The sequence below is a fragment of the Azotobacter armeniacus genome, assembly GCF_054779355.1.
This window is the reverse complement of record NZ_BAAGYK010000132.1, coordinates 1-18858: the sequence shown is the minus strand read 5'-3', so window position 1 is coordinate 18858 and position 18858 is coordinate 1. Positions and strand designations below refer to the sequence as shown.

23 protein-coding genes and 2 pseudogenes are annotated in these 18858 nt (G+C 61.6%); 14 read left to right on the top strand and 11 right to left on the bottom strand.

Features of this window, described 5'->3' with window-relative positions:
* Positions 1–365 precede the first annotated feature (365 nt).
* Positions 366–1628 carry an OprD family porin gene (locus ACYVD0_RS17580; protein WP_460428008.1) on the top strand — a complete coding sequence of 421 codons (1263 nt, stop codon included), beginning with the start codon at positions 366–368 and terminating at the stop codon, positions 1626–1628.
* 97 nt (positions 1629–1725) lie between these two features.
* Here the strand turns inward: ACYVD0_RS17580 and ACYVD0_RS17575 are convergent.
* Positions 1726–2984, bottom strand: a pseudogene (locus ACYVD0_RS17575) (IS701 family transposase).
* A gap of 389 nt (positions 2985–3373) precedes the next feature.
* Here ACYVD0_RS17575 and ACYVD0_RS17570 point away from each other — a divergent pair.
* Positions 3374–3838, top strand: a complete 465-nt coding sequence (locus tag ACYVD0_RS17570) for a MaoC/PaaZ C-terminal domain-containing protein (protein ID WP_460428007.1) — start codon at positions 3374–3376, stop codon at positions 3836–3838.
* Positions 3839–3915: 77 nt separating this feature from the next.
* Here ACYVD0_RS17570 and ACYVD0_RS17565 read toward each other — a convergent pair whose 3' ends face one another.
* Complete coding sequence (locus ACYVD0_RS17565) at positions 3916–4191, bottom strand: DUF3144 domain-containing protein (protein WP_460428006.1); 276 nt, start codon at positions 4189–4191, stop codon at positions 3916–3918.
* Positions 4192–4414: 223 nt separating this feature from the next.
* Here ACYVD0_RS17565 and ACYVD0_RS17560 point away from each other — a divergent pair, with 223 nt between their 5' ends.
* Entirely contained in the window at positions 4415–4660 is a 246-nt protein-coding gene (locus ACYVD0_RS17560; protein WP_460428005.1) for a hypothetical protein, read from the top strand.
* 123 nt (positions 4661–4783) lie between these two features.
* Here the strand turns inward: ACYVD0_RS17560 and ACYVD0_RS17555 are convergent, their stop codons facing one another.
* Both ACYVD0_RS17555 and ACYVD0_RS17550 read right to left on the bottom strand, forming a co-directional pair.
* Positions 4784–5482, bottom strand: coding sequence for a YebC/PmpR family DNA-binding transcriptional regulator (locus ACYVD0_RS17555; protein WP_460428004.1), 699 nt, complete (start codon positions 5480–5482; stop codon positions 4784–4786).
* Between the two features lie 358 nt (positions 5483–5840).
* Positions 5841–6227 (bottom strand): DUF3597 domain-containing protein, encoded by a 387-nt coding sequence (locus tag ACYVD0_RS17550; RefSeq protein WP_460428003.1) that lies wholly within the window; start codon positions 6225–6227, stop codon positions 5841–5843.
* A gap of 202 nt (positions 6228–6429) precedes the next feature.
* Between ACYVD0_RS17550 and ACYVD0_RS17545 the strand changes: the two genes are divergently transcribed.
* The 7 genes and pseudogenes from ACYVD0_RS17545 to ACYVD0_RS17515 all read left to right on the top strand — a co-directional run bounded on the left by ACYVD0_RS17545 (position 6430) and on the right by ACYVD0_RS17515 (position 9864).
* Positions 6430–6792 carry a DUF1176 domain-containing protein gene (locus ACYVD0_RS17545; RefSeq protein WP_460428002.1) on the top strand — a complete coding sequence of 121 codons (363 nt, stop codon included), beginning with the start codon at positions 6430–6432 and terminating at the stop codon, positions 6790–6792.
* Positions 6792–7550: a DUF1176 domain-containing protein gene (locus ACYVD0_RS17540; protein ID WP_460428001.1), complete on the top strand. Its 759-nt coding sequence runs from the start codon at positions 6792–6794 to the stop codon at positions 7548–7550. The genes ACYVD0_RS17545 and ACYVD0_RS17540 overlap by 1 nt, the downstream gene beginning before the upstream one ends.
* A gap of 146 nt (positions 7551–7696) precedes the next feature.
* A pseudogene (locus ACYVD0_RS17535) lies at positions 7697–7900 on the top strand (MBL fold metallo-hydrolase); the annotation flags it as partial.
* A gap of 253 nt (positions 7901–8153) precedes the next feature.
* Positions 8154–8567, top strand: coding sequence for an HPF/RaiA family ribosome-associated protein (locus ACYVD0_RS17530; RefSeq protein ID WP_460428000.1), 414 nt, complete (start codon positions 8154–8156; stop codon positions 8565–8567).
* Positions 8568–9124: 557 nt separating this feature from the next.
* Positions 9125–9241: a transposase DNA-binding-containing protein gene (locus ACYVD0_RS17525; protein ID WP_460427999.1), complete on the top strand. Its 117-nt coding sequence runs from the start codon at positions 9125–9127 to the stop codon at positions 9239–9241.
* Positions 9242–9358: 117 nt separating this feature from the next.
* Positions 9359–9586, top strand: coding sequence for a hypothetical protein (locus ACYVD0_RS17520; protein WP_460427998.1), 228 nt, complete (start codon positions 9359–9361; stop codon positions 9584–9586).
* On the top strand, positions 9583–9864 hold the full coding sequence (locus ACYVD0_RS17515; protein WP_460427997.1) for a cell division protein ZapA: 282 nt from the start codon (positions 9583–9585) through the stop codon (positions 9862–9864). The genes ACYVD0_RS17520 and ACYVD0_RS17515 overlap by 4 nt, the downstream gene beginning before the upstream one ends.
* Before the next feature lie 149 nt (positions 9865–10013).
* On the opposite strand, the gene ACYVD0_RS17510 is transcribed toward ACYVD0_RS17515, so the two are convergent.
* From ACYVD0_RS17510 to ACYVD0_RS17485, 6 genes are all read right to left on the bottom strand, one after another.
* Positions 10014–10295, bottom strand: a complete 282-nt coding sequence (locus ACYVD0_RS17510) for a peptidylprolyl isomerase (RefSeq protein ID WP_460427996.1) — start codon at positions 10293–10295, stop codon at positions 10014–10016.
* Between the two features lie 127 nt (positions 10296–10422).
* A complete protein-coding gene (locus tag ACYVD0_RS17505; RefSeq protein WP_460427995.1) occupies positions 10423–10554 on the bottom strand; it encodes a hypothetical protein in 132 nt (43 codons plus the stop codon).
* 330 nt (positions 10555–10884) lie between these two features.
* Positions 10885–11214, bottom strand: coding sequence for a hypothetical protein (locus ACYVD0_RS17500; RefSeq protein WP_460427994.1), 330 nt, complete (start codon positions 11212–11214; stop codon positions 10885–10887).
* Between the two features lie 666 nt (positions 11215–11880).
* On the bottom strand, positions 11881–13881 hold the full coding sequence (locus ACYVD0_RS17495; protein WP_460427993.1) for a peptidase U32 family protein: 2001 nt from the start codon (positions 13879–13881) through the stop codon (positions 11881–11883).
* A gap of 281 nt (positions 13882–14162) precedes the next feature.
* Complete coding sequence (locus ACYVD0_RS17490) at positions 14163–14564, bottom strand: hypothetical protein (protein ID WP_460427992.1); 402 nt, start codon at positions 14562–14564, stop codon at positions 14163–14165.
* Positions 14565–14655: 91 nt separating this feature from the next.
* Positions 14656–15189, bottom strand: coding sequence for an REP-associated tyrosine transposase (locus tag ACYVD0_RS17485; protein ID WP_460427991.1), 534 nt, complete (start codon positions 15187–15189; stop codon positions 14656–14658).
* A gap of 243 nt (positions 15190–15432) precedes the next feature.
* On the opposite strand from ACYVD0_RS17485, the gene ACYVD0_RS17480 reads away from it, so the two are divergent.
* Positions 15433–16284 carry a CAP domain-containing protein gene (locus ACYVD0_RS17480; protein ID WP_460427990.1) on the top strand — a complete coding sequence of 284 codons (852 nt, stop codon included), beginning with the start codon at positions 15433–15435 and terminating at the stop codon, positions 16282–16284.
* 393 nt (positions 16285–16677) lie between these two features.
* On the opposite strand, the gene ACYVD0_RS17475 is transcribed toward ACYVD0_RS17480, so the two are convergent.
* Complete coding sequence (locus ACYVD0_RS17475) at positions 16678–16845, bottom strand: hypothetical protein (RefSeq protein ID WP_460427989.1); 168 nt, start codon at positions 16843–16845, stop codon at positions 16678–16680.
* Positions 16846–16893: 48 nt separating this feature from the next.
* Here ACYVD0_RS17475 and ACYVD0_RS17470 point away from each other — a divergent pair, with 48 nt between their 5' ends.
* The 3 genes from ACYVD0_RS17470 to tnpB form a co-directional block, all read left to right on the top strand.
* The gene (locus tag ACYVD0_RS17470; protein ID WP_460427988.1) at positions 16894–17043 is read left to right on the top strand and encodes a hypothetical protein; all 150 of its coding nucleotides are present in this window, start codon (positions 16894–16896) and stop codon (positions 17041–17043) included.
* Positions 17044–17210: 167 nt separating this feature from the next.
* Entirely contained in the window at positions 17211–18446 is a 1236-nt protein-coding gene (locus tag ACYVD0_RS17465; protein ID WP_460427987.1) for a PDDEXK-like family protein, read from the top strand.
* Between the two features lie 167 nt (positions 18447–18613).
* Positions 18614–18858, top strand: a 245-nt coding sequence (gene tnpB / locus ACYVD0_RS17460; RefSeq protein ID WP_460427986.1) for an IS66 family insertion sequence element accessory protein TnpB, incomplete at its 3' end; no start/stop codon positions are given.

Here is an 18858-nt window from a genome sequence, read left to right as displayed (position 1 = left end):
ATCCCCGCCGATCCGGCTCCGGCGTTCATGGCCGGAACAGTCAGCCTTTCGCTACTCCGCTCTCCGGCCAGGCCCGGAGCTCCTGCCGAATTTCCATCGATCCCGCCTGAGCCGGCTGCCCCTCGGGATGCCGGGCGTCGCTCTGTCGCTGCGCTGAGCCGGTACGGCCGGCTCGCAAGCGACAGGCACGTCGCCGGCCCTGCCGTGGACACCGATCCGAAGCGGAACTCGCCCGATTCGGCCGAATGGGCGTGACGGCCAGCCTTTGCCTGCGCGGTTACCCGGCGCGGCGGCCGGTCATGGCCGAGCGGTGGCGATGCCCACCGTGCCCGACAAGAACAACAAGACAGAAGGACCCCGATGCGATGTTCAAGTCTCCCCACCTCAGGAGCATGATGTTTCCCCTTTCCGGCCTGGCGCTGGCCGGCGGCACGCCCTCGCCGGTACTGGCCGACTTCTTCGCCGACAGCAAGGCCAGCCTGCTGATACGCAACTACTACTACAACCGCGATTTCCGCCAGGAGGGCGGCAGCAGCACGGGACAGTCCCACGCCGACGAATGGGCCCAGGGCTTCATCCTGAATTACGAATCCGGCTTCACCGAAGGCGCACTGGGCTTCGGCATTGATGCCGTCGGCATGTGGGGCATCCGCCTCGACTCCAGTCCCGGCCGGGCGGGCACCGGCCTGCTGCCGGTGCACAACGACGGCGACGTGCCCAACGATTACGGCAAGGTGGGCGCCACGCTCAAGCTGCGCTACTCCCAGAGCCTGCTGCGCTACGGCAGCCTGTTTCCCAGGATGCCGACGGTCATGCCCAACGAGACGCGCCTGTTCCCCACCTACTTCCGTGGCGGGAGCCTGGTTTCCCAGGAGATCGACGGCCTGACCCTGAATGTCGGTCGCCTGACCCACCTGATCGAGCGCAACTCCAGTGCCAGCGAAGACATCACCATGAACAACAAGGGCATGAGGGGACTGGATGCCACCGACCAGTTCGACTTCGCCGGGGCCAAGTACAAGTGGAGCGACAACCTGACCACCGCCTACGACTACGCCAACCTGGACAACAACTACCACCAGCATTTCTTCACCCTGAACCATCTGCTGCCCATCGTTGCCGGACAGTCCCTGGCGACGGACCTGCGCTTCGCGCGCTCCTCCGACGACGGCGACAGCAACGTGGACAACAAGGCGATCAACGCCATGTTCGTCTACAAGCTGGCGGCCCACAGCTTCGGCCTGGGCTATCAGAAGATGATCGGCGACACCGGCTTCGCCTACATCACAGGAACCGACCCCTATCTGGTCAACTTCGCCCAGGTGAACGACTTCGCCAACCCCGGCGAAAAGTCCTGGCAGGTGCGCTACACCTACGACTTCGCCGCCCTGGGCATTCCGGGACTGAATTTCATGACCCGCTACATCAGCGGTCGCGACATCCGCCGGGCCGATGGCAGCAAGGGGGAGGAGTGGGAGCGCGACACCTATATCGACTACGTGTTCCAGAGCGGCCCCCTCAAGAACCTCAGCCTGCAATGGCGCAACGCCACGCTGCGCAACGACGGCAGGGGCAACGACCTCGACGAGAACCGCCTGGTCGTCACCTATACCATGCCCTTGCTCTAGCACTACAGTTGCATTTTGGAAATGAGATGAGCCCGCCTGGCCCCGGCCTGATGAGCCCTTCGCCAACATGACCAGGCAATGATCTGTGCCGGATCGATCAGGCGCTGTGCCAGGCGGGTGGCGATGCGGCGGATTTCCTGCATGGACCAGCGGATCAACTCTGCACGGGGACGAGAGGCTGTGTCTGTTTTTTGAGCACGGCAGGGCATTGGCACGGTGGCGGATCGCGGCCAGCAGGGCAAACGCCAGCATGGCCAGCGACACATGGCGATGCCAGCCATGCCAGGAGCGGGTCTCGTTATGATCGAGCCCCCACGCGTGCTTGGCCGTTTCGAAGGCACTTTCGATCGCCCAACGATGCCCTTCTACCCAGGCCAGCTTTTCCAGGGGCGTTCCAGCCGGCGCCCAGGTGGTGAAATAGGTCAGCTCTCCATCGACCAGGCGGCGGCGAATCAGCAGGCCCCGTGTCCACAGTCCTGTCGCGGATAGGCCATAGTCACTGGCCTCCAGGTCTGCCAGTTCCAGATAGGCCCACTCGTGCAGACGTGGTCCCTGAGTGCCTTCGCCTGCCGAGCAGCATCTCCAGGCCGAAAGCGGTAACGCCTGCGCCACCTGCTCGGCCGTGCCGGAGATCCAGGGCCTGTCAATCCAGGCCTTGACGGTATGAGTGCCCTTGACACCCAACACGTAGCCCTTCCCGGCACGTCGCAGGGCGGTCTCGAGATGACCCACGCCGTAGACGCTGTCGGCAGCCACCCAGGCAAAAGGCGTATTCGCCGCGATGGCCCGCTCGATCATGTCCTGGGCCATCCGGGGTCTGGTTGAAAACCCGATACCTTTCAGTACCTGGGCGGCAGCCAGACGCAAGGGATCATCCGTCCAGGCTTCGGGCAGATACAGCGCCCGGTCGATGAAGGCATGCCCGTGACGCGAGACATAGGCCGCGAAAACACCGATCTGGCAGTTGGTGATCTTGCCGGCCGACCCGCTGTACTGGCGGGCCACGCCGCAGGAGGCGTGACCCTGCTTGAGAAAGCCGGTCTCGTCCAGAACCAGGACGGCCTCGTCGTCGGCCAGATGCTCGAGCACATAGGCGCGCACCAGATCACGCAGGGCATCGGCCTCCCCGCGGCCGCGGCCGAGAATGGCCTGCTGACGCCAGGGGCCGGGATCGCCGGCGGCCTCGGCGCGCATCCAGCCGGTCTTGCGTGGCTCGTTGCCCAGCAGGCCATCGAGGAACCAGCCGGCAGAGGCCGCCCCCCGCTCCTGGGTAAACAGAGGGCGCATACGCGCCTTGACTTCGCGCAGCGATGAAGCCCACAGCTCCAGGGTTGTCTCGAACGATGCACTTGTCATCCGGTCTCTCCCAGGCAAGGGAATACATCAAGCAAGGCAGATGAAGGCTAAATATGCAACTGTAGTGCTATTACCTGTTAACACTACTCCGCGCGGCCACGACGGAGCCTGTTTTTGCGCGGGGTTAGGCGCGAGGAGAGAAGTTTGGTCATTCCAAACGAACGACGAGCAACGACACACCGCGCAAAAACAGGCCCGTCCCTGCGGGTTGCGCGCCAAATGGCGCCATGCGTCGTTGCGGGACTTGGCAAGGGAATGCCATTCCCTGCGTCCCGCGCCTCGCCTGGCACCATTTGGCGCGGCAACGCGGCTCGCGGAGAGTAGTGTTAACAGGCCATGGGGCAGGCCTGCACGGGAGGATGCCCGCAATGGGACAAGAGGAATGCACCATGAACGACAGCCGACGGCAAGCAACCCTGTACCTGGACGATCTGGTGGCGGGCGCGCGTTTTCGCAGCGACGAGTTCGTGCTGGACGAGGCCGGTCTCAAGGCCTTCGCCGCGCAGTTCGTTCCCCAGCCCTTTCATCTGGATGACGAGGCGGCCAGGCAGACCCTGTTCGGCGGGCTGGCGGCCAGCGGCTGGCATACCGCAGCCATCACCATGCGCCTCCTGGTCACCAGCGGCATGCCGCTGGCCGACGGGCTGATCGGTGCCGGCGGCGAGATCGACTGGCCCAGGCCCATGCGGGCGGGGGGACATTCTGCATGTGGAGAGCTGCATCCAGGCGATCACACCGTCGCAATCCAGGCCAGATGCGGCATCGTCGCCCTGGAAAGCCTGACGCTGAATCAACGTGGCGAGGTGGTGCAGAGGCTGCTGGCCAAGCTGGTCGTGTTCCGCCGACCTGCGTAGCTCCAGCGGGGGGATATCGCCGAGATCGACACCGCTACAGGCGGGCTCGGCAGGAGCCTCGCCTGTCCGGCGCCTCTTTAGCGCTGTTTCGACATCTCAATATGCTGGTCGAGGTTTTCCTCCAGCATCTTGTTGAACTGGTCGCTGTACCAACTGTGCGCTTTTTCCTTGTCGGTCGCCAGGTCGCCGGAGCGGCACGTGGCTTCGTGGGCGCTGAACCTGGCCGCGGCGTAGCGGATGGCGGTGCTGATGTGCCCCAGATCCTTCTGTTCCTCCTCGAGCAGACGGTTGGCAACGGCGATGAACTCATCAGCCATGTCGAAGATTTCCATGTTTACCGGGTTTTCGGACATGTTCAGATCCTGTTGGCATTAAAGGTTGAGCGGAGGTTTGTTCCGTTTATACGTGGCGCGGATTTGCAAGTAAACGGTTGGCATGCAGCAGCAATGCTACGCTCAGGGGCCGGCCATTGCATGGGAACTCGCGAAATCGAAGCTGTCGCCGCTGGCCGTCGAAGCTTTCCCTTGCTTGCGTTGTCCATTAATTACTGCACAGCGACCACCAAGGGAGAGCCGTATGGCCCGCAAGCATTTCGCCAAGTTTGACGCCATTTCCTCGGCCGTTCCTGTCGACGAGGCCTTCGAAGCTGTCATCGCCGTCAAGCGCCGGGGTGTCGACGAAAACGCCCGCGTGCATCATGTAGCCAACGGCCAGCGCTACGACCTGGCCTCCGAAGCCGACGCGGTGGCTGAGGCTGCGCTAACCAAGGTAATCGAAGTCCGCGACGACGGGGAGCTGATCTGGGAGCCCAATGCGATGTGAGGCGCCAGGCAGTGCAGTGAGCTTACTAGGGACAGGGCCAGAGTAGCGGCCCCGGCGAAAGCGTGCCTGAGCGTTCGGAGCTGCTCCCACAGGGCGGCATGGGAGCAATCCATGAGAAAGGGCTCAGCTGCTCAGGCCGACGTAGACATTCTGCACATCGTCGTGACCGTCGAGGGCTTCGAGGAAGGCTTCGACTTCCTCGAGTTCGGCGCCCGACAGGCTCACCGGGTTCTTCGCCTTGTAGCCCAGTTGGGCTGACTGCACGGTGAAACCGAACTCCGGCAGGGCGCGGCAGACGGCGTCCAGGTCGGTCGGCTCGGTGTAGAACAGGGTGGCGCCTTCCTCGGCAGGCTCGAAGTCCTGGGCGCCGGCCTCGATGGCGGCCAGTTCCGGATCGGCACCGCCTTCGGGGGTCGCCTCGATCAGGCCAAGGTGGTCGAAGTCCCAGCTCACCGAGCCCGAGGTGCCCAGTTGGCCCTTGCGGAACAGCACGCGGATTTCCGCCACGGTGCGGTTCACATTGTCGGTCAGGCACTCGACGATCACCGGCACGTGGTGCGGGGCGAAGCCTTCATAGAGGGTGCGCTCGTAGTTGACCTCCTCGCCGGAGAGGCCCGCACCTTTCTTGATCGCGCGCTCCAGGGTGTCCTTGGGCATCGATGCCTTCTTGGCCTGATGCACCGCCAGGCGCAGCTTGGGGTTCATGTCCGGATCCGCGCCGTTGCGCGCGGCAATCATGATTTCCTTGACTAGCTTGCCGAAGATTTTGCCCTTGGCGTTGGCGGCAATTTCTTTAGGTCTGGCTTTCCACTGGGCGCCCATATCGGTTCTCTCGCTGTGGCGGTTGAGTCCCGGGCCGACCCGGGAACGGAAAGTGGGCGATTCTAGCGCCTCGCGGGCAGGCCGGCACCTGCCGGTCGGGTGCGGGGCAGGGCAATCGCATGAAGGGGCAGGTGCAGCCGCTCACTCCCTCTCCCGCGTGCGGGAGAGGGCTGGGGAGAGGGAAAACAAGCCATCGCTGCTCATTTGCCCGCTCCCCCGGCCCCTCGGCTTTGGCTTCCTGCGTCGCCCTACCTCCTGCATCCATGCAGTCGTCTCCCATGAAAAGTCGTTCATGCGATTGCCCTGGGGCGCGGTGCCCGCATCCCCTCAGGAGAGAGCGGCTGTCAGGCGCGCCGGCCTATCGGTGCAGCAACTCGGGCGGCACGTTGCCGCCGTTTTCCGCCAGCTTCTGCAGCACGGTCTTGTGCAGCCATATGTTCATCTGCGCCGAGTCGCCCATCTTTTCCGGCGGGCAGCCCAGCTCGCCGGCCAGTTCCTTGCGCGCCTGCAGGCTGCTGTCCAGATCGAGCAGCTTGAGCAGGTCGACGATGGAAGCTCTCCAGTTGAGCTTTTCCGGATGCCCGGCTGCCATTCCTTCCAGCTTGCTCACCACATCCACCATGCCGGTGTCTGCCGGGGCGGACGGTGCAGGCGTCGCCGTCGGCGTGCTGGTGGGCGCTGCCTCCGTCGCCTGCGCTTTCGAGCCGAAACCGAGCGAATTGAGAATCTTGCTGAACAGACCCATGGGGTTTCCCTCCGGTTTTTGATTGTGGCGAGGGGAGCATAGATCAGGGGAGCGCTGTTTATCCTGGCGGTAGCGGCAGGGATCTGCTGGCAATTGGCCGGAAAGTAGCGATATCTGGCAAGGAGCGGGGAAGGGCGTGCCGCAGGCGACAGCCAGAAGCAGTCAGCGGTCGCGCTTGTAGCACCATGGCCCGGAGCGCAAGATGCGCGGCAAAACCGCCCATAAGAACGGGGCCCCCATGTTGCGCCTGCTGCCGATGCCCCTTCTTCTGCTCGGAACCGCCGTCCTGGCCGCGCCGGAGCCGGTGCTGCTGTATCGCGGGATCAAGGATTGGGTGGTGGTCTGCGACAACCTGCGCAGCTGTCAGGCCATCAGCGCCGCAGCCTTTGGCTACTACTACAGCCCGCTCAGGCTGGTGGTCAGCCGCGATGCGGGACCCAAGGCACAGCCCTGGGTTCGCCTGACCTATATCGGGCAGACCGACTACTTCCCGCTGTCAACCGACGACCGACGACCGACGACCGACGACCGACGACCGACGACCGCCTGCTGCCGGATGCGCTGATGGACGCCCTGCAGCATGAAGCGAGCAAGGACGAGTTGAGCCTCAGCGCCGAAGGCGACACGGCGCGCGGCCTGCTGGCCGAGTGGCGCAACGGTGAGCCCCTGCGCATGGATGTGGCAGCAGGAGAGGAGGCAGTGGTTTCCCTCGCTGGCCTGTCTGCTGCGCTGCTGCTGATGGACTCGGTGCAGGGCCGGCTGGATTCCCGCGGCGCGCTGTACCGCCCTGGCGAGCGCGACAACCGCGAGGTGCCCGAAGCGCCGCCGCTGCCGCAACTGCACCCCTTCCCCGGTGTCGTGCCGCTGGCCGGTACCGAGCGCCAGCGCATCGCCCAGGCGGTGATGGCAGCCACCCGCAACGAGTGGCAGGAAGCCGACATGGACAATCAAGAGTCCGAGGCCGAAGCCTATGCACTGAACGAGCGGGAGGCGCTGGTGCTGATCCAGACTTCATGTGCGGCCTACAACTGTAACTTCGCCCTCTACCGGGTCGCCCGCAAGGCGCTTTATCCGCAGCAGCCGTTGCGCATCGAGCCCCTGCCACTCGGCGGCGAAAGCCTTGGCGGCTGGGTCGACTACAACGAAGGTACAGGGGAACTGGGCTGCTTCATGAAGGGCCGTGGCCTTGCCGATTGCGGTGACGCTGGCAGCTGGCTGTTCGACGGCGAGCGTTTCCAGTTGCAGTCCGCACTGATGATGCAGCGTTGCGCCGGCAGCAACCCCGACGACTGGCCGGAGCTGTGGCGAATGGCCAAGCGGTGAGGGCGGGGGCTTGTCTGCCTCCTGTTTCCGCTGCTTACGGCACACCAGCGATGTCCAGGCCATTCGCTGAACTCCTTCCGTCATCCACCTCTCACCTGCATGGCATCGGCGACGGCTCGCCCTCATCTGGCCGGAGGAGCCCCTCCATGCATGTCCATCACCTGAACTGCGGCTGCATGTGTCCCCTCGGTGGCGCCCTGGTCGACGGGTTCAGCAAGGGGCTGACCGCCTCTCTGGTCTGCCACTGCCTGCTGATAGTGACGGAGCACCACGGGCTGGTGCTGGTGGATAGCGGGTTTGGCAGCCAGGACGTAAGTGCGCCGGGCCAGCGCCTGAGCCGCTTCTGCCGCCACGATGCCAAGGAGCTTGAGCGGATGCAGGCATGGTGCGCCACTGCTCCGTGATGCGGCGACAGCCGCCCGGGAACTGGGTTTTATCCATAGCCAGAACCCGAGCAAAGCCAAGGCTTAGGTACGGTCCTTCTTGTCGTGGGCGCGCTTGAAACGATTAAATATTTCGGCCTTGCCCAAACGCACGAAGGGTGGGATGGTGGCGCAAGCTGTTTGAAAAATAGCAGTGGCCCACGACGGAAAAGGAAGACGTATGCAAATCCAGGTTCACAGCGATAACCACATCGAAGGCAGCGCCCGGCTTGTAGAGTGGGTAAGTGCCAATGTCGCCAGCAAGCTGGAGCGTTTTAACGACGAATTGACTCGTGTTGTCATCCATTTGAATGACGAGAACGGGGAAAAGGCCGGCTCGTATGACAAACGTTGTCAGATAGAGGCCCGGCCCAAGGGGCTGCAGCCGATCTCCGTCACGCATAAAGCCGGGTCACTGGATCTGGCGGTGGATGGTGCCATCGACAAACTCGGCAATGCTTTGAACCACCAGTACGGTAAATTACGCAGCAAGCGCACGGCTACGCAGCCGCAGGGCGACAACCTCGATCCTGAAAATCAGGATGCGTTACTGCAAGAAGATTTCCTTGCCGACGAACAAGACCACACTTCGTAAGGGCTGGTCCCAAGGCAGCAGGTCGCTGCTCTGCCTGCTGCCTACTATCCCTGGCGGCAATCTGCGCGCAGCTACGTTTGCCACTGAGATGCTCAGCCTGCGCTGACAGGCACTTATTCCAGATACCGAGCTTGCACCAATTTCAGAGACCGCAACGCAGGCCTGCTTCCCGTGCTTCTAGAGCCATTTTCACCTGACTGGCTGTTGTGGCCGCGGCTGAAGCGGACTGCCAAGCTGAAAAGGAAGTCTGCGTTCGGCAACCGCGGGAGGTGTGCTCATGGGATGGCGTCGAGGGCAAGCCTGCGGGCAGGTGTTCGCGAAGCTGAAGGTGCTGCTGCGAAAGACCGCAGCCCGCACGGTCGATGCCTTATGGTCGGCTATCGGCACGCGGCTGGACCGATTCACTTCCGGCGAGTGCGAATGCTCTATCCGTCATTGCGGTTATGGCCGGTCAGGGTGAAGCCGCTCTAGATCACAGCCCCGCTTGCAAAAGGATTTGAGCAACCCAATTCCACAGTCATCCCGTAACATACTGAATTTTCTCCCTGATCACGCGCATGAGCTGGGCTGCCGGCGAGTTTGAAACCATCGATCTGGGCGACAAGTGCTTGAGCCGGCGCGCCGTGTTGCTGGTCGAACCAACGGCAAGTATTCCGGCGGCTTGTGGCGGCTGAGCCGAGATGCGTACGGCGTATCGGCTGCTGTCGGATGATGAAATCGAAAAGTTTCCCCTTTGCCTGTGTTCTTGGTTAACCTTCCCCCCCTCTTTCTACGGGCTTCAGATATTTCCCATGCTTGAAACAACCCTCGCGCAACTCGAACGCGTTGTGGCCGATCTGCTGCAACAAAACCGGACGCTGACCGAAAACTGCAACCAGCTTGAGCAGGAACTGCGCCAGGCCAGGGAGGAGAACGACAACCTTCAGCTGGCAGCCCTTGAACAGGAAGAAAAGCAGGCCGCTGCTCTCGCCCGTTTGCAGGCGCTGGTGGAACGTGCCGGTGCCAGTAGCGCCGCATGAGGGGGAATGGCGTCCGTGTCCTGACGATTCTCGGGCGCGATTACTCGATCAGGGCTTCTGCCAGCGAGGGGAGCGTCCTGCAGGAGGCCGCAGAGTTGCTCCAGGAGCGTCTTGTGGAGAGCCAGCGGCGATTCCCCAGTGCCAGTAAAGATGATTTGCTGGTGCTTACGGCACTCAACCTCTGCGTCCCACTGCTTCAGCAGGGCCAACAGCTGCGCGAAGTCGAGCAGCGCCTCGCCGCCTGCCTCGAGCGAATCACCCGTCAGTTGCAAGACTAGATTGATGACTTCCGCACTTGATCGTTAGTGATCGTTCCTACGCTACTGCGTGGGAGCAGAATGGGTGACGCTCTGCGTCACGGTGCAGTGTGGTAACGCTCAAGATCGTCAGCGCCACGCCGGGGCTTCTCGGCGTGGCGCCAGACAGCTCAATCCTGACGGCTGATGACTTCGAGCAGATGGTAGCCGAACTGGGTTTTGACCGGTCCCTGCACGACATTGAGCGGGGCACTGAACACCACGGCGTCGAATTCCTTCACCATCTGGCCCCGGCTGAACGAGCCGAGGTTGCCGCCGTCTCGGCCGGACGGGCAGGTGGAGTTGTCACGGGCAACCTGCGCGAAGTCGGCGCCGGCTTCGATGGTGGTTTTCAGTTCGAGGCACTTGGCTTCGGTGGAAACCAGGATATGACGGGCAGTGGCGCGGGCCATGAGGAAGCTCCTGTTCAATGAAGGCGCCCAGCCTACCCTAATGCGGTGGCCATGCAAGTCGTCGGGATCGTGCAGGCGCGATGCGCAGGCCTGCGACCCGGCGCGCGGCGCCGGGTCATGCCGCTGTTCAGGGCGTGGAGCTGTGGCTGCCCAGCAGGGTGTTGTCGGACTTCTTGGCGCGCTTGGCCAGGCGTTTTTCCTGGGCGTTCTTCAGCGGTTTCTTCTTGGCTTTCTTGTGTGATTCGTGGCTTTTGCTCATGGCGGTGGTCTCCGGGGAGGGGGAATGGATCAGTTGGGGATGCGCGGGTCGTGCATCGTCACCTCCCTGGCGTGGGCCTTGGTTGTGGAGTTGATTTCAGTCTAGTACGGGGCGGGCGGCGTTGGGTTGTCAGTGGATGAGTGCCTTTGTGAACCCGCTGGATGGACGCCGGAGCGTCCGGAGCGGCGTTCCCACGCGGGAGCGTGGGAACGTCAAGGATCAAAGAGATCGAGAAGGAGCGAGCCTACCCGAGTCGGTGAAACCCTTCAGCGAAGGAGGCGGAGGATCGCTGGCTCCGGGTTCGGGTAGGCACAGTTCGTACCGAGGCGATCAGCAGTACCTGTCCAGATAGTAAACGCCAGGATTGCTCCGTGCGACGCGCCAGTGTTCCGTCAGGGTCTGATGAACGCGCCCGATGAAGTCCCTGTCAGCCGCGGCCTTTTTCCCGACGTAGCCCTTCCCCCGGCGATAGGTTCTGAGCCTGACGCGCATGTTGGGGATGCGTTTCTCGAATTCCTCTTCCACCATGCCTGCCGGAAGACAATCGAGATGGACTTCACCTGACTCGCTGACCCAAAGGATATGGCTTTCATCCTTGTCTCTGTGCTGGGCGAACAGCCGAGCCAAGTCATCGGGGGAGAGTGTGTTGTTCAGGTTCATGTTCAAGGTCCTCTATTGATCGAACGTTTCGCGAAAAACGTGTGCTGTCGTTCGGATTCAGGCCGGTGGCCTGCATGCCGTGCCAGCCAGGTTCAGATCACAACATGAGCCTTATGTAGCGCCGATCTTGGCTAACTACACAAGGTAGAGCCTGGAGAAGCCATGACAGGATCGCGAGGGGGGAAGAGGACGAGCACCCGATGATATTGGGTAGCGAACCGCAAGGGTTCGTACAGCCAGCCACAAGCATCATCAGAATGTCTCGCCCGCACTTCTCGCCGCCAAAGACGATTACTGCCAGTCAACTTCATCAGTCCGCCTTGTGGGCAGTACAGTCGCGAGCTGGCTCGGCGAGTGGGCCGAGCAAACTGCGAACACCCTTACCAGGGCTCCCTGTTAGGGAAGCGATTTCATCATCCAAGGACAAGCACGGCGGTGTCAACGGTTTTGTAGTGTTTTTTTTGCAGTGCTACATGGAGTGTTTACTGAACCGCCCCGGAAACCGATCGTTCCCATGCAGGGGTGTGGGAACGATCAATATGACTTACGCACTTGATCGTTGGTGATCCTGCGTTCCTGCGTGGGAGCAGAATGAGTGACGCTTTGCGTCACGGTGTGGCGTGGGAGCGATCAATCAGCCCCTTCAAGGCAGAGGAGCAGCCAGGATCACCTCTGCGGCTTGTTCCCGATGGTCTTGACCAGATCCTCGGGGCTGATGTGGCCGACGATGCTTGCCGTGCTGCCGGGCTGTGGCAGGTTGAGGATGTGGCCTTTCATCTTGCCGACGACGTGCATTTCGCAGGCCTTGCAGTCGAAGGTCAGGGTCAGCACCTCGTCCTGATGCACCAGCTGCATCGGCGCGACCTTGGTGCGCACGCCCTGCACGCCCTTGGCCTGTTTTGGGCACAGGTTGAAGGAGAAGCGCAGGCAGTGCTTGGTGATCATCACCGGCACTTCGCCGGTTTCCTCATGGGCCTCGTAGGCCGCATCGATCAGCTGCACGCCGTAGCGCTGATAGAACGCGCGGGCCTTTTCGTTGTACACATTCGCCAGGAAGCTGAGGTGCGATTCCGGATACACCGGCGGCGGCACGCTGACCGGCTTGCGGCTGCCGCGCGGGTGGGCCGCCAGGCGGGCGGCGGTCAGCACATCGATGGCTTCGCGGCGCAGGGACTTGAGCTGGGAGTTGGGGACGAAGAAGGCCTGCGGCGCGTCGATCTCCACGCCTTCGGCATGGTAGATGGTGGTGCCCAGCTGACTGAGCAGGTCGCTCAACTGGGCGAGTGCCTGCTCCGGCTTCTTCGCCAGACCGAACGGCCCGGCCAGGCTCACCGAGGCGCTGATGCCTTCCTCGCTGGTCACCGTCAGGCTGAGCTGTTCTTCGCGCAGATGGGCCTGCCAACTGACCGCCACACGGCGCTCGGCGGAAGTCTTCAGCAGCGCCTGCTGCCAGTTGTGGTCCAGGTTGCGGTTGAGCGCATGCTGCGGGCGCAGCTGTTTCAGCTCCGCCGGCATCTCGTTGGGTTCGATGCGGTACTGCCAGCGGGGCTTGCCGTCCTGCTCGAACTGGCCGAGCTGCTCGACGATGCTGGCGCGGAAGCCCACCACTTCGCGCTTGTACAGCACGTTCAGGCCATCGCCGTTGCTGAGTGGCTCATGGGTATTGGCAATCAGGTCCTTCTTGCCGACCTTGATGATCTCGCCCACCGGCAGGCCGGTGAAGGTCGGCGAATCGAAGGCGCCGATATCGATCTTGCGCTCGCTGACGAAGTAATCCGTGCTGCCCCGGTGGAAGGTCTTGTCCGGATCCGGCACGAAGAAGTGCTCGGTAATGCCGCTGGAGGCGCGGGCCAGCTCAGGACGCTCGTCAAGGACCTTATCCAGCAGCTGCCGGTAATAGGCTGTGATGTTCTTCACATAGCTCATGTCCTTGTAGCGGCCTTCGATCTTGAAAGAGCGCACGCCGGCATCGATCAGCGCCCGCAGGTTGTCGCTCTGGTTGTTGTCCTTCATCGACAGCAGGTGCTTGTCGTAGGCCACCACGCGCCCCTGATCGTCCTTCAGGGTGTACGGCAGGCGACAGGCCTGCGAGCAGTCGCCCCGATTGGCGCTGCGCCCGGTCTGCGCGTGGGAGATGTAGCACTGCCCGGAAAACGCCACGCACAGCGCGCCATGGATGAAGTATTCGATGGTCGAGTCCACCTGCGCGCTGATGGCGCGGACCTCCTGCAGGTTGAGCTCACGCGCCAGTACCAGCTGGGAAAAGCCGGCATCCGCCAGGAACTTCGCCTTTTCCAGGGTGCGAATATCGGTTTGCGTGCTGGCATGCAGCTCGATGGGCGGAATGTCCATCTCCAGGATGCCCATGTCCTGCACGATCAGCGCATCGATACCCGCATCGTACAGCTGCCGGATCAACTGGCGGGCCGGCTCCAGTTCGTCATCATGCAGGATGGTGTTGAGGGTGACGAACACCCGGGCACGGAACAGATGGGCGAATTCCACCAGATCGGCAATGTCCGCCACGCTGTTGCCGGCATTGTGCCGCGCACCGAAGCTGGGGCCGCCGATATACACGGCATCGGCGCCATGCAGAATGGCCTCCTTGGCAATGGACACATCCCGTGCCGGGCTCAGCAGTTCCAGATGGTGCTTGGATAATGACATGGCTTTGAAATCGGTACGAAACAGGGCGGCCATTGTAGCGGCCCGGCGCGCTTTGGGAGCATTCGCGTGATGCGTGGGCATGCCAGGGATGCCGTAGGGCGGACAACGGCGCAGCCTTGTCCGCCATCCGTAGCCAAGGAACGCGATGAAGGAGAATGATGCCCCGTAGGGTGGACAACGGCGCAGCCTTGTCCACCGCTCGTCGCCACGCCCTCGGCGTAGCCCCGCAGGACGGAAAGGGGGCGAAGTCTTGCCCGCCGCGAAGGTCCGGGCCGACTCGCTCAGGTGTCGTGCAGTAGATCGTGGGCGTCGAGCAGGCGGTAGGCGATTTCCGGGCGGCTCTCCAGGGCGCGACGAATCGCTGCCGGGATCGACCGGCGAGTCATGCGGCACAGTCCAGGCTGCTCGGCGAGCTGTATGGCGATGCCGCGCATGCTGCGCACTTCGTTGAGGCTGGGGGCGATGGTCAGGCGGATGCCCAGCTGCTCGTACATGCGCTGCTGCATGTGCTCGATATCGGCCAGGCTCTGCAGGTTTTCCAGGCGTTCAAGCAGGCGCTTTTCCTCGTGGCGGGTCAGCAGCAGGATGCGCAGATCGCCGTCCTGGCTTTCCAGCAGCTCCTCGCGCCTGCAGGTGCAGGCGCCGGGCGGGCAGGGTTGGCGGATCGGCGGTGAACTGTTCATGGTGCTCGATCATAGCCGCCCCGTTCGAGGCTTCCCAGGCGGCCGCAATGCCTCAGCCTCGTAGGGCGGACAACGCGCAGCCTTGTCCGCCTCAAGCTTCCCTGGCCACCAGTCCCGCCACCTCGACGCTCCCGCCCCAATCGAACGGATACAAATCCTCCCGCACCGCTCGGTGGAAGCTCGAATACGGCCAGTCGGCCACCCGCGCCACATGCCCATGCTTGAGCGGATTGACGTGGATGTAATCGAAGTGCCGCCGGTAATCGAGGTCGTCGCGGATCAGGTGTTCCCAGTAGCGCCGCTGCCAGATCCCACGCTCGCGCCGGCGCAGGTTCGTGTCGCTGCGCACCTCGGTCGCCGGCAGCCGCCTGGAAAAGCCGAACTTGATGACCTGCCAGCGCAAGGCGAAGTCCGCGTCACCCGGCGGCAGCATCCACAGGCAGTGCATATGATCCGGCAGCACCACCCAGGCATCGATATGGAAGGGATGCCGTGCCCGGGTCGCCCGCACCGTGGCGCGCAGCAGATCGATCTCCCGTACCAGCAGTTCGCTGCGCCGGTCGTGCAGATTCACGGTGAAGAACCAGGTCGCTCCCGGCACCCGGGCACGTCGGTAATTGGACATGCGCTCCTCCCTGAGCCTTGCGCCAGCCGCGGCCATGGTCGGTGGACAAGCGAAGCGTTGTCCACCCTACCAACCCCTGGCACCCTGCGCAGTGCGTAGGGAGGGCAACGGCGCAGCTTTGCCCTCCATGAACCTCCAGGCTACCTCGCTGCGCCTCGTTTTGCGTTCTTGCGTAGGACCCTGGGTGTGATCAAAAGGCCTGCAATCACGCATCATGGATGTAGTCAGATCAAGGAGGTTTCCATGCGCATTATTTCATTCGTGGCGCGGCTTGCCGCTTTGTCGCTGGGGTTGGTGTTGGCCGTCGCTGCCGGGGCCAGCGAAGAGGCGCAGTTGGTGGAGTCGATCAACGCCTACCGAGCGCAGGTGCAGCGCTGTACCGGCCAGGCGTCCGGGGAGCTGCCGCCGCTGGCGGACGATCCGCGGCTGGTCCTGCCGGCTGGCGATAGCGGGGACTTGCGGGAGGCCCTGAGCCTCGCTGCCTATCCGCTGGTCAACGCACAGGCGATCAGCCTGTCCGGGCCGCGTGACGCGCAGGCGGCCATGACGGCGTTGCAACAGAGCTTCTGCCAGGTATTGCTGGACCCGCAGTTCGTCGATATCGGTGTCAGTCGCGCGGGGCACGACTGGCGCATCGTGCTGGCGCGGCCGCTGCTGGCCGGGCGCATGGGCGACTGGCAGGCGGAAGGACAGAAGGTGCTCGAACAGATCAACGCCGCCCGCGCGCAGCCTCGCCAGTGCGGCGGGCACCACTTCGCCGCGGCGGCGCCGCTGGCCTGGAATGCCACGCTGGCGACCGCGGCCGAAAGCCACAGCCGGGCCATGGCCAACGGCAACTTCTTCGATCATAAGGACCGCGACGGCCGCACCCCGAGCGACCGGGCGGAACTGGCCGGCTACAGCGGCGCTCTGGTCGGCGAGAACATCGCCGCCGCGCTGGACAGCGCGAGCAAGGTGGTCGACGGCTGGCTGGCCAGTCCCGGTCACTGCGCCAACCTGATGAACCCGCAGTTCAGCGAGCTGGGCGCCGCCTACGCGATCGATCCGAAGAGCGATGCGGGGATCTACTGGACGGCGCTGTTCGGGGCGCCTTGAGCGCTCGGTGCACAGGGTGGACTCACCGCAACGCAGCAGTCCGCCAAGCTCCGGCATGATATCCGCCTATTGCTGCGACCCGAGGATGATCCGTACCTGTTCCCCCGATTGCTCCCACGCTCCAGCGTGGGAGCAGGGTGGGTGACACTCTGCGTCACGCTGTGGCATGAGAGTAATGGATGCCAAATTGATATCATGCGTGTTCGTTCAGCGCTGTGCCCGCCTCATCGTCAGGCGCCTATGGGAACGACTCCACATCAACGAGCAAAGGATTGGAAATGAAAAAGCTGCTGCTGTCTGTGCTTGCTTGTCTGCTCTGCCAGGCTGCGTTAAGTACTCGAACGAAATTTTCCCGGATTTTCTGCTGCTCCGAACCAGGCTAACCCCTGTATTTCAGAGGCTTGCACGGGCAATACAGGGGAAAAATATCGGTTTATTTTTCTTCGAGCACTTAACCGAATTGGTGATTTCACCGTCGCTTCGACAAAAAATATCGATATCAAATCCGAGGAGCATCGTGTCGATACGAGGCGAAGAGTCCAGGGCCGGGATGTTATCCATATCATTTCCTTCATTCCGACCGGCTTGTATCCGAATATGAAAGAAGCCATGGATAACGCCATAGAAAAAGCGCCGGGGGCTGTTGCCCTTTCGGATGTGACGGTCAAGCGCGGGGCTTGGTATATCCCGCTTATCTATGGTCAGGATTATTTCGAGATTGAGGGAAATCCGGTTTATGAGGCTAGGGCTGGGCAATAACAGGTCTTCCTGTTACTGGCCCTGAATTGGTTTGGGAGCAGCTGGGTGAAGGGTGGACTGACTCTCGCGGTCGCGTTCCCACGCGGAAGCGTGGGAGCGATCAAAACGATCAAAAGCAGATATTCTTCCCAAGCAAAATTTCTATTCAAGGATTAGGGAAAGCAAAAATGGATGGCTCGGTTGCCAGGCGGTGTCTAGGGCATTATCGCCAGATGCTCGCTATTAATGAGCAGCGAAAAAAAGAAGGCGTTCATGACTACAGTTTGATTGCATCGCTGCTCAAGCCTTCAAACGAAGTGAACCTTCATTCAAGGTTTCTCTACTCAATGTTGAATTCTCAGGGGTTGCACTACCAGGGAAATGTCTTCCTGAAGTTGTTCCTCGATCAGTTGCCGAATTGTTTGAAAGGGTTTATCAATCCAGAGCGCGCTCGGGTGAATCGCGAGAAAGGAGGTGTGGATCTCTTGATTCACGATGATGCACGCGCTTTGATCATTGAAAACAAGGTGCATGCAAAGGATCAGCTCTATCAAATAACGCGATATGTCAGATATGTTCAGGATAGACTGTTTATCGAAGGTGAGGACCTCTCCGATCGTATTGCCATTGTCTACCTTTCAAAGATCAGGGTTCGTCCAAGTGTAGATTCAAAAAGCCTTATTGGCTTTGAGCTGGATAATAGTGTACTTCATTGGGTTGGCGTGCCTGACGACGAGACAAAGCTCCCGGCTGGCAGTAGGCCAAATCTTGCTCCTGGCACTCGTATGCCATTCGTTCACTTGCCTTATTTTCCGGGATTAAATGAGTGGGCCCGGAAGTGCGCTGAAATCGCTCCTCTGGGTGGAGTACGCAATGCCTTTGACGAGTACCTGCTGGTGCTTGAGCGTTTGAAGGGTAAGGGTAAATGGAAAAAAATTATGAATCTTGATGAATACATGATGGCGCAGCCTGAGCAGGAACAAAAGGAAATGTACGCCTTCATGATTGAGGCTAGTAAGCTGATTGATCAGTTTATCCAGAATAAGCTGTTTTCTGGCATGGTCGAAATGTTTGGTGAGCAGTCGCTTGAGAACAGTGGCGACTTCAAGCTGTTTACGCCAGAAAACCTGAAGAGTTGGTTGAGGGGTGGCAGAGGAGACTGGAAACGCGTTGGGTTTGTTATTTATAACGCTGAGGGGAGGCGCATCGGCTTTGTGCTCGCTGAGAAGTATGCATATTTTGGTGTTTTGGATAGTGGAAAGCATCTGTGGGCGGGGGATGAGGCAAAGGCTAATAGGGTTAGAGGTGGTGATGTCAGGGATTTGCTGAAAAAGCAATCTGATGGGATTTACGTATTCATGGAGGATGTCAAGAGAAGGGCAGTTGAGTACGGGGTAAGTGCAGGCTGTTCCACCAGTCTTTAGAATGCGATCCATAAACCCCATCTGTTGACGGTCGTGTCGATCTTTTACAGTGCTATCGTCCAATGGCTCCCGGTGGGAGCAAGGTAAGTGATCCATGAACCCCATCTTCAACCGAGGTAAAGGCCCGCAGATGCTGTGCTCCCGATTTCTTTCTGGAGCCCGTCATCATGATGCGACCCGACGCCAAGGTCGAAAAGGTCTATCTCTACCCCAAGCCCGTCGACTTCCGTAAATCCATCGACGGCCTCGCCGCCCTGGTCGAGCTGGACATCCGGGTGGCGGTGTTCGATCCGGTGCTGTTCGTCTTCCTCAACCGGGCGCGCAACCGGGTGAAGATCCTGTACTGGGAGCGCAACGGCTTCTGTCTCTGGCTCAAGCGCCTGGAGGCCGAGCGCTTCAAGGCGCCGCCGGA

Bases quoted from the DNA above. Each gene is read 5' to 3' on its own strand.
- ACYVD0_RS17580 (WP_460428008.1), top strand. From the start codon at position 366: ATGTTCAAGTCTCCCCACCTCAGGAGCATGATGTTTCCCCTTTCCGGC.
- ACYVD0_RS17570 (WP_460428007.1), top strand. From the start codon at position 3,374: ATGAACGACAGCCGACGGCAAGCAACCCTGTACCTGGACGATCTGGTG.
- ACYVD0_RS17565 (WP_460428006.1), bottom strand. From the start codon at position 4,191: ATGTCCGAAAACCCGGTAAACATGGAAATCTTCGACATGGCTGATGAG.
- ACYVD0_RS17560 (WP_460428005.1), top strand. From the start codon at position 4,415: ATGGCCCGCAAGCATTTCGCCAAGTTTGACGCCATTTCCTCGGCCGTT.
- ACYVD0_RS17555 (WP_460428004.1), bottom strand. From the start codon at position 5,482: ATGGGCGCCCAGTGGAAAGCCAGACCTAAAGAAATTGCCGCCAACGCC.
- ACYVD0_RS17550 (WP_460428003.1), bottom strand. From the start codon at position 6,227: ATGGGTCTGTTCAGCAAGATTCTCAATTCGCTCGGTTTCGGCTCGAAA.
- ACYVD0_RS17545 (WP_460428002.1), top strand. From the start codon at position 6,430: ATGCGCGGCAAAACCGCCCATAAGAACGGGGCCCCCATGTTGCGCCTG.
- ACYVD0_RS17540 (WP_460428001.1), top strand. From the start codon at position 6,792: ATGGACGCCCTGCAGCATGAAGCGAGCAAGGACGAGTTGAGCCTCAGC.
- ACYVD0_RS17530 (WP_460428000.1), top strand. From the start codon at position 8,154: ATGCAAATCCAGGTTCACAGCGATAACCACATCGAAGGCAGCGCCCGG.
- ACYVD0_RS17525 (WP_460427999.1), top strand. From the start codon at position 9,125: ATGAGCTGGGCTGCCGGCGAGTTTGAAACCATCGATCTGGGCGACAAG.
- ACYVD0_RS17520 (WP_460427998.1), top strand. From the start codon at position 9,359: ATGCTTGAAACAACCCTCGCGCAACTCGAACGCGTTGTGGCCGATCTG.
- ACYVD0_RS17515 (WP_460427997.1), top strand. From the start codon at position 9,583: ATGAGGGGGAATGGCGTCCGTGTCCTGACGATTCTCGGGCGCGATTAC.
- ACYVD0_RS17510 (WP_460427996.1), bottom strand. From the start codon at position 10,295: ATGGCCCGCGCCACTGCCCGTCATATCCTGGTTTCCACCGAAGCCAAG.
- ACYVD0_RS17505 (WP_460427995.1), bottom strand. From the start codon at position 10,554: ATGAGCAAAAGCCACGAATCACACAAGAAAGCCAAGAAGAAACCGCTG.
- ACYVD0_RS17500 (WP_460427994.1), bottom strand. From the start codon at position 11,214: ATGAACCTGAACAACACACTCTCCCCCGATGACTTGGCTCGGCTGTTC.
- ACYVD0_RS17495 (WP_460427993.1), bottom strand. From the start codon at position 13,881: ATGTCATTATCCAAGCACCATCTGGAACTGCTGAGCCCGGCACGGGAT.
- ACYVD0_RS17490 (WP_460427992.1), bottom strand. From the start codon at position 14,564: ATGAACAGTTCACCGCCGATCCGCCAACCCTGCCCGCCCGGCGCCTGC.
- ACYVD0_RS17485 (WP_460427991.1), bottom strand. From the start codon at position 15,189: ATGTCCAATTACCGACGTGCCCGGGTGCCGGGAGCGACCTGGTTCTTC.
- ACYVD0_RS17480 (WP_460427990.1), top strand. From the start codon at position 15,433: ATGCGCATTATTTCATTCGTGGCGCGGCTTGCCGCTTTGTCGCTGGGG.
- ACYVD0_RS17475 (WP_460427989.1), bottom strand. From the start codon at position 16,845: ATGGATAACATCCCGGCCCTGGACTCTTCGCCTCGTATCGACACGATG.
- ACYVD0_RS17470 (WP_460427988.1), top strand. From the start codon at position 16,894: ATGGATAACGCCATAGAAAAAGCGCCGGGGGCTGTTGCCCTTTCGGAT.
- ACYVD0_RS17465 (WP_460427987.1), top strand. From the start codon at position 17,211: ATGGATGGCTCGGTTGCCAGGCGGTGTCTAGGGCATTATCGCCAGATG.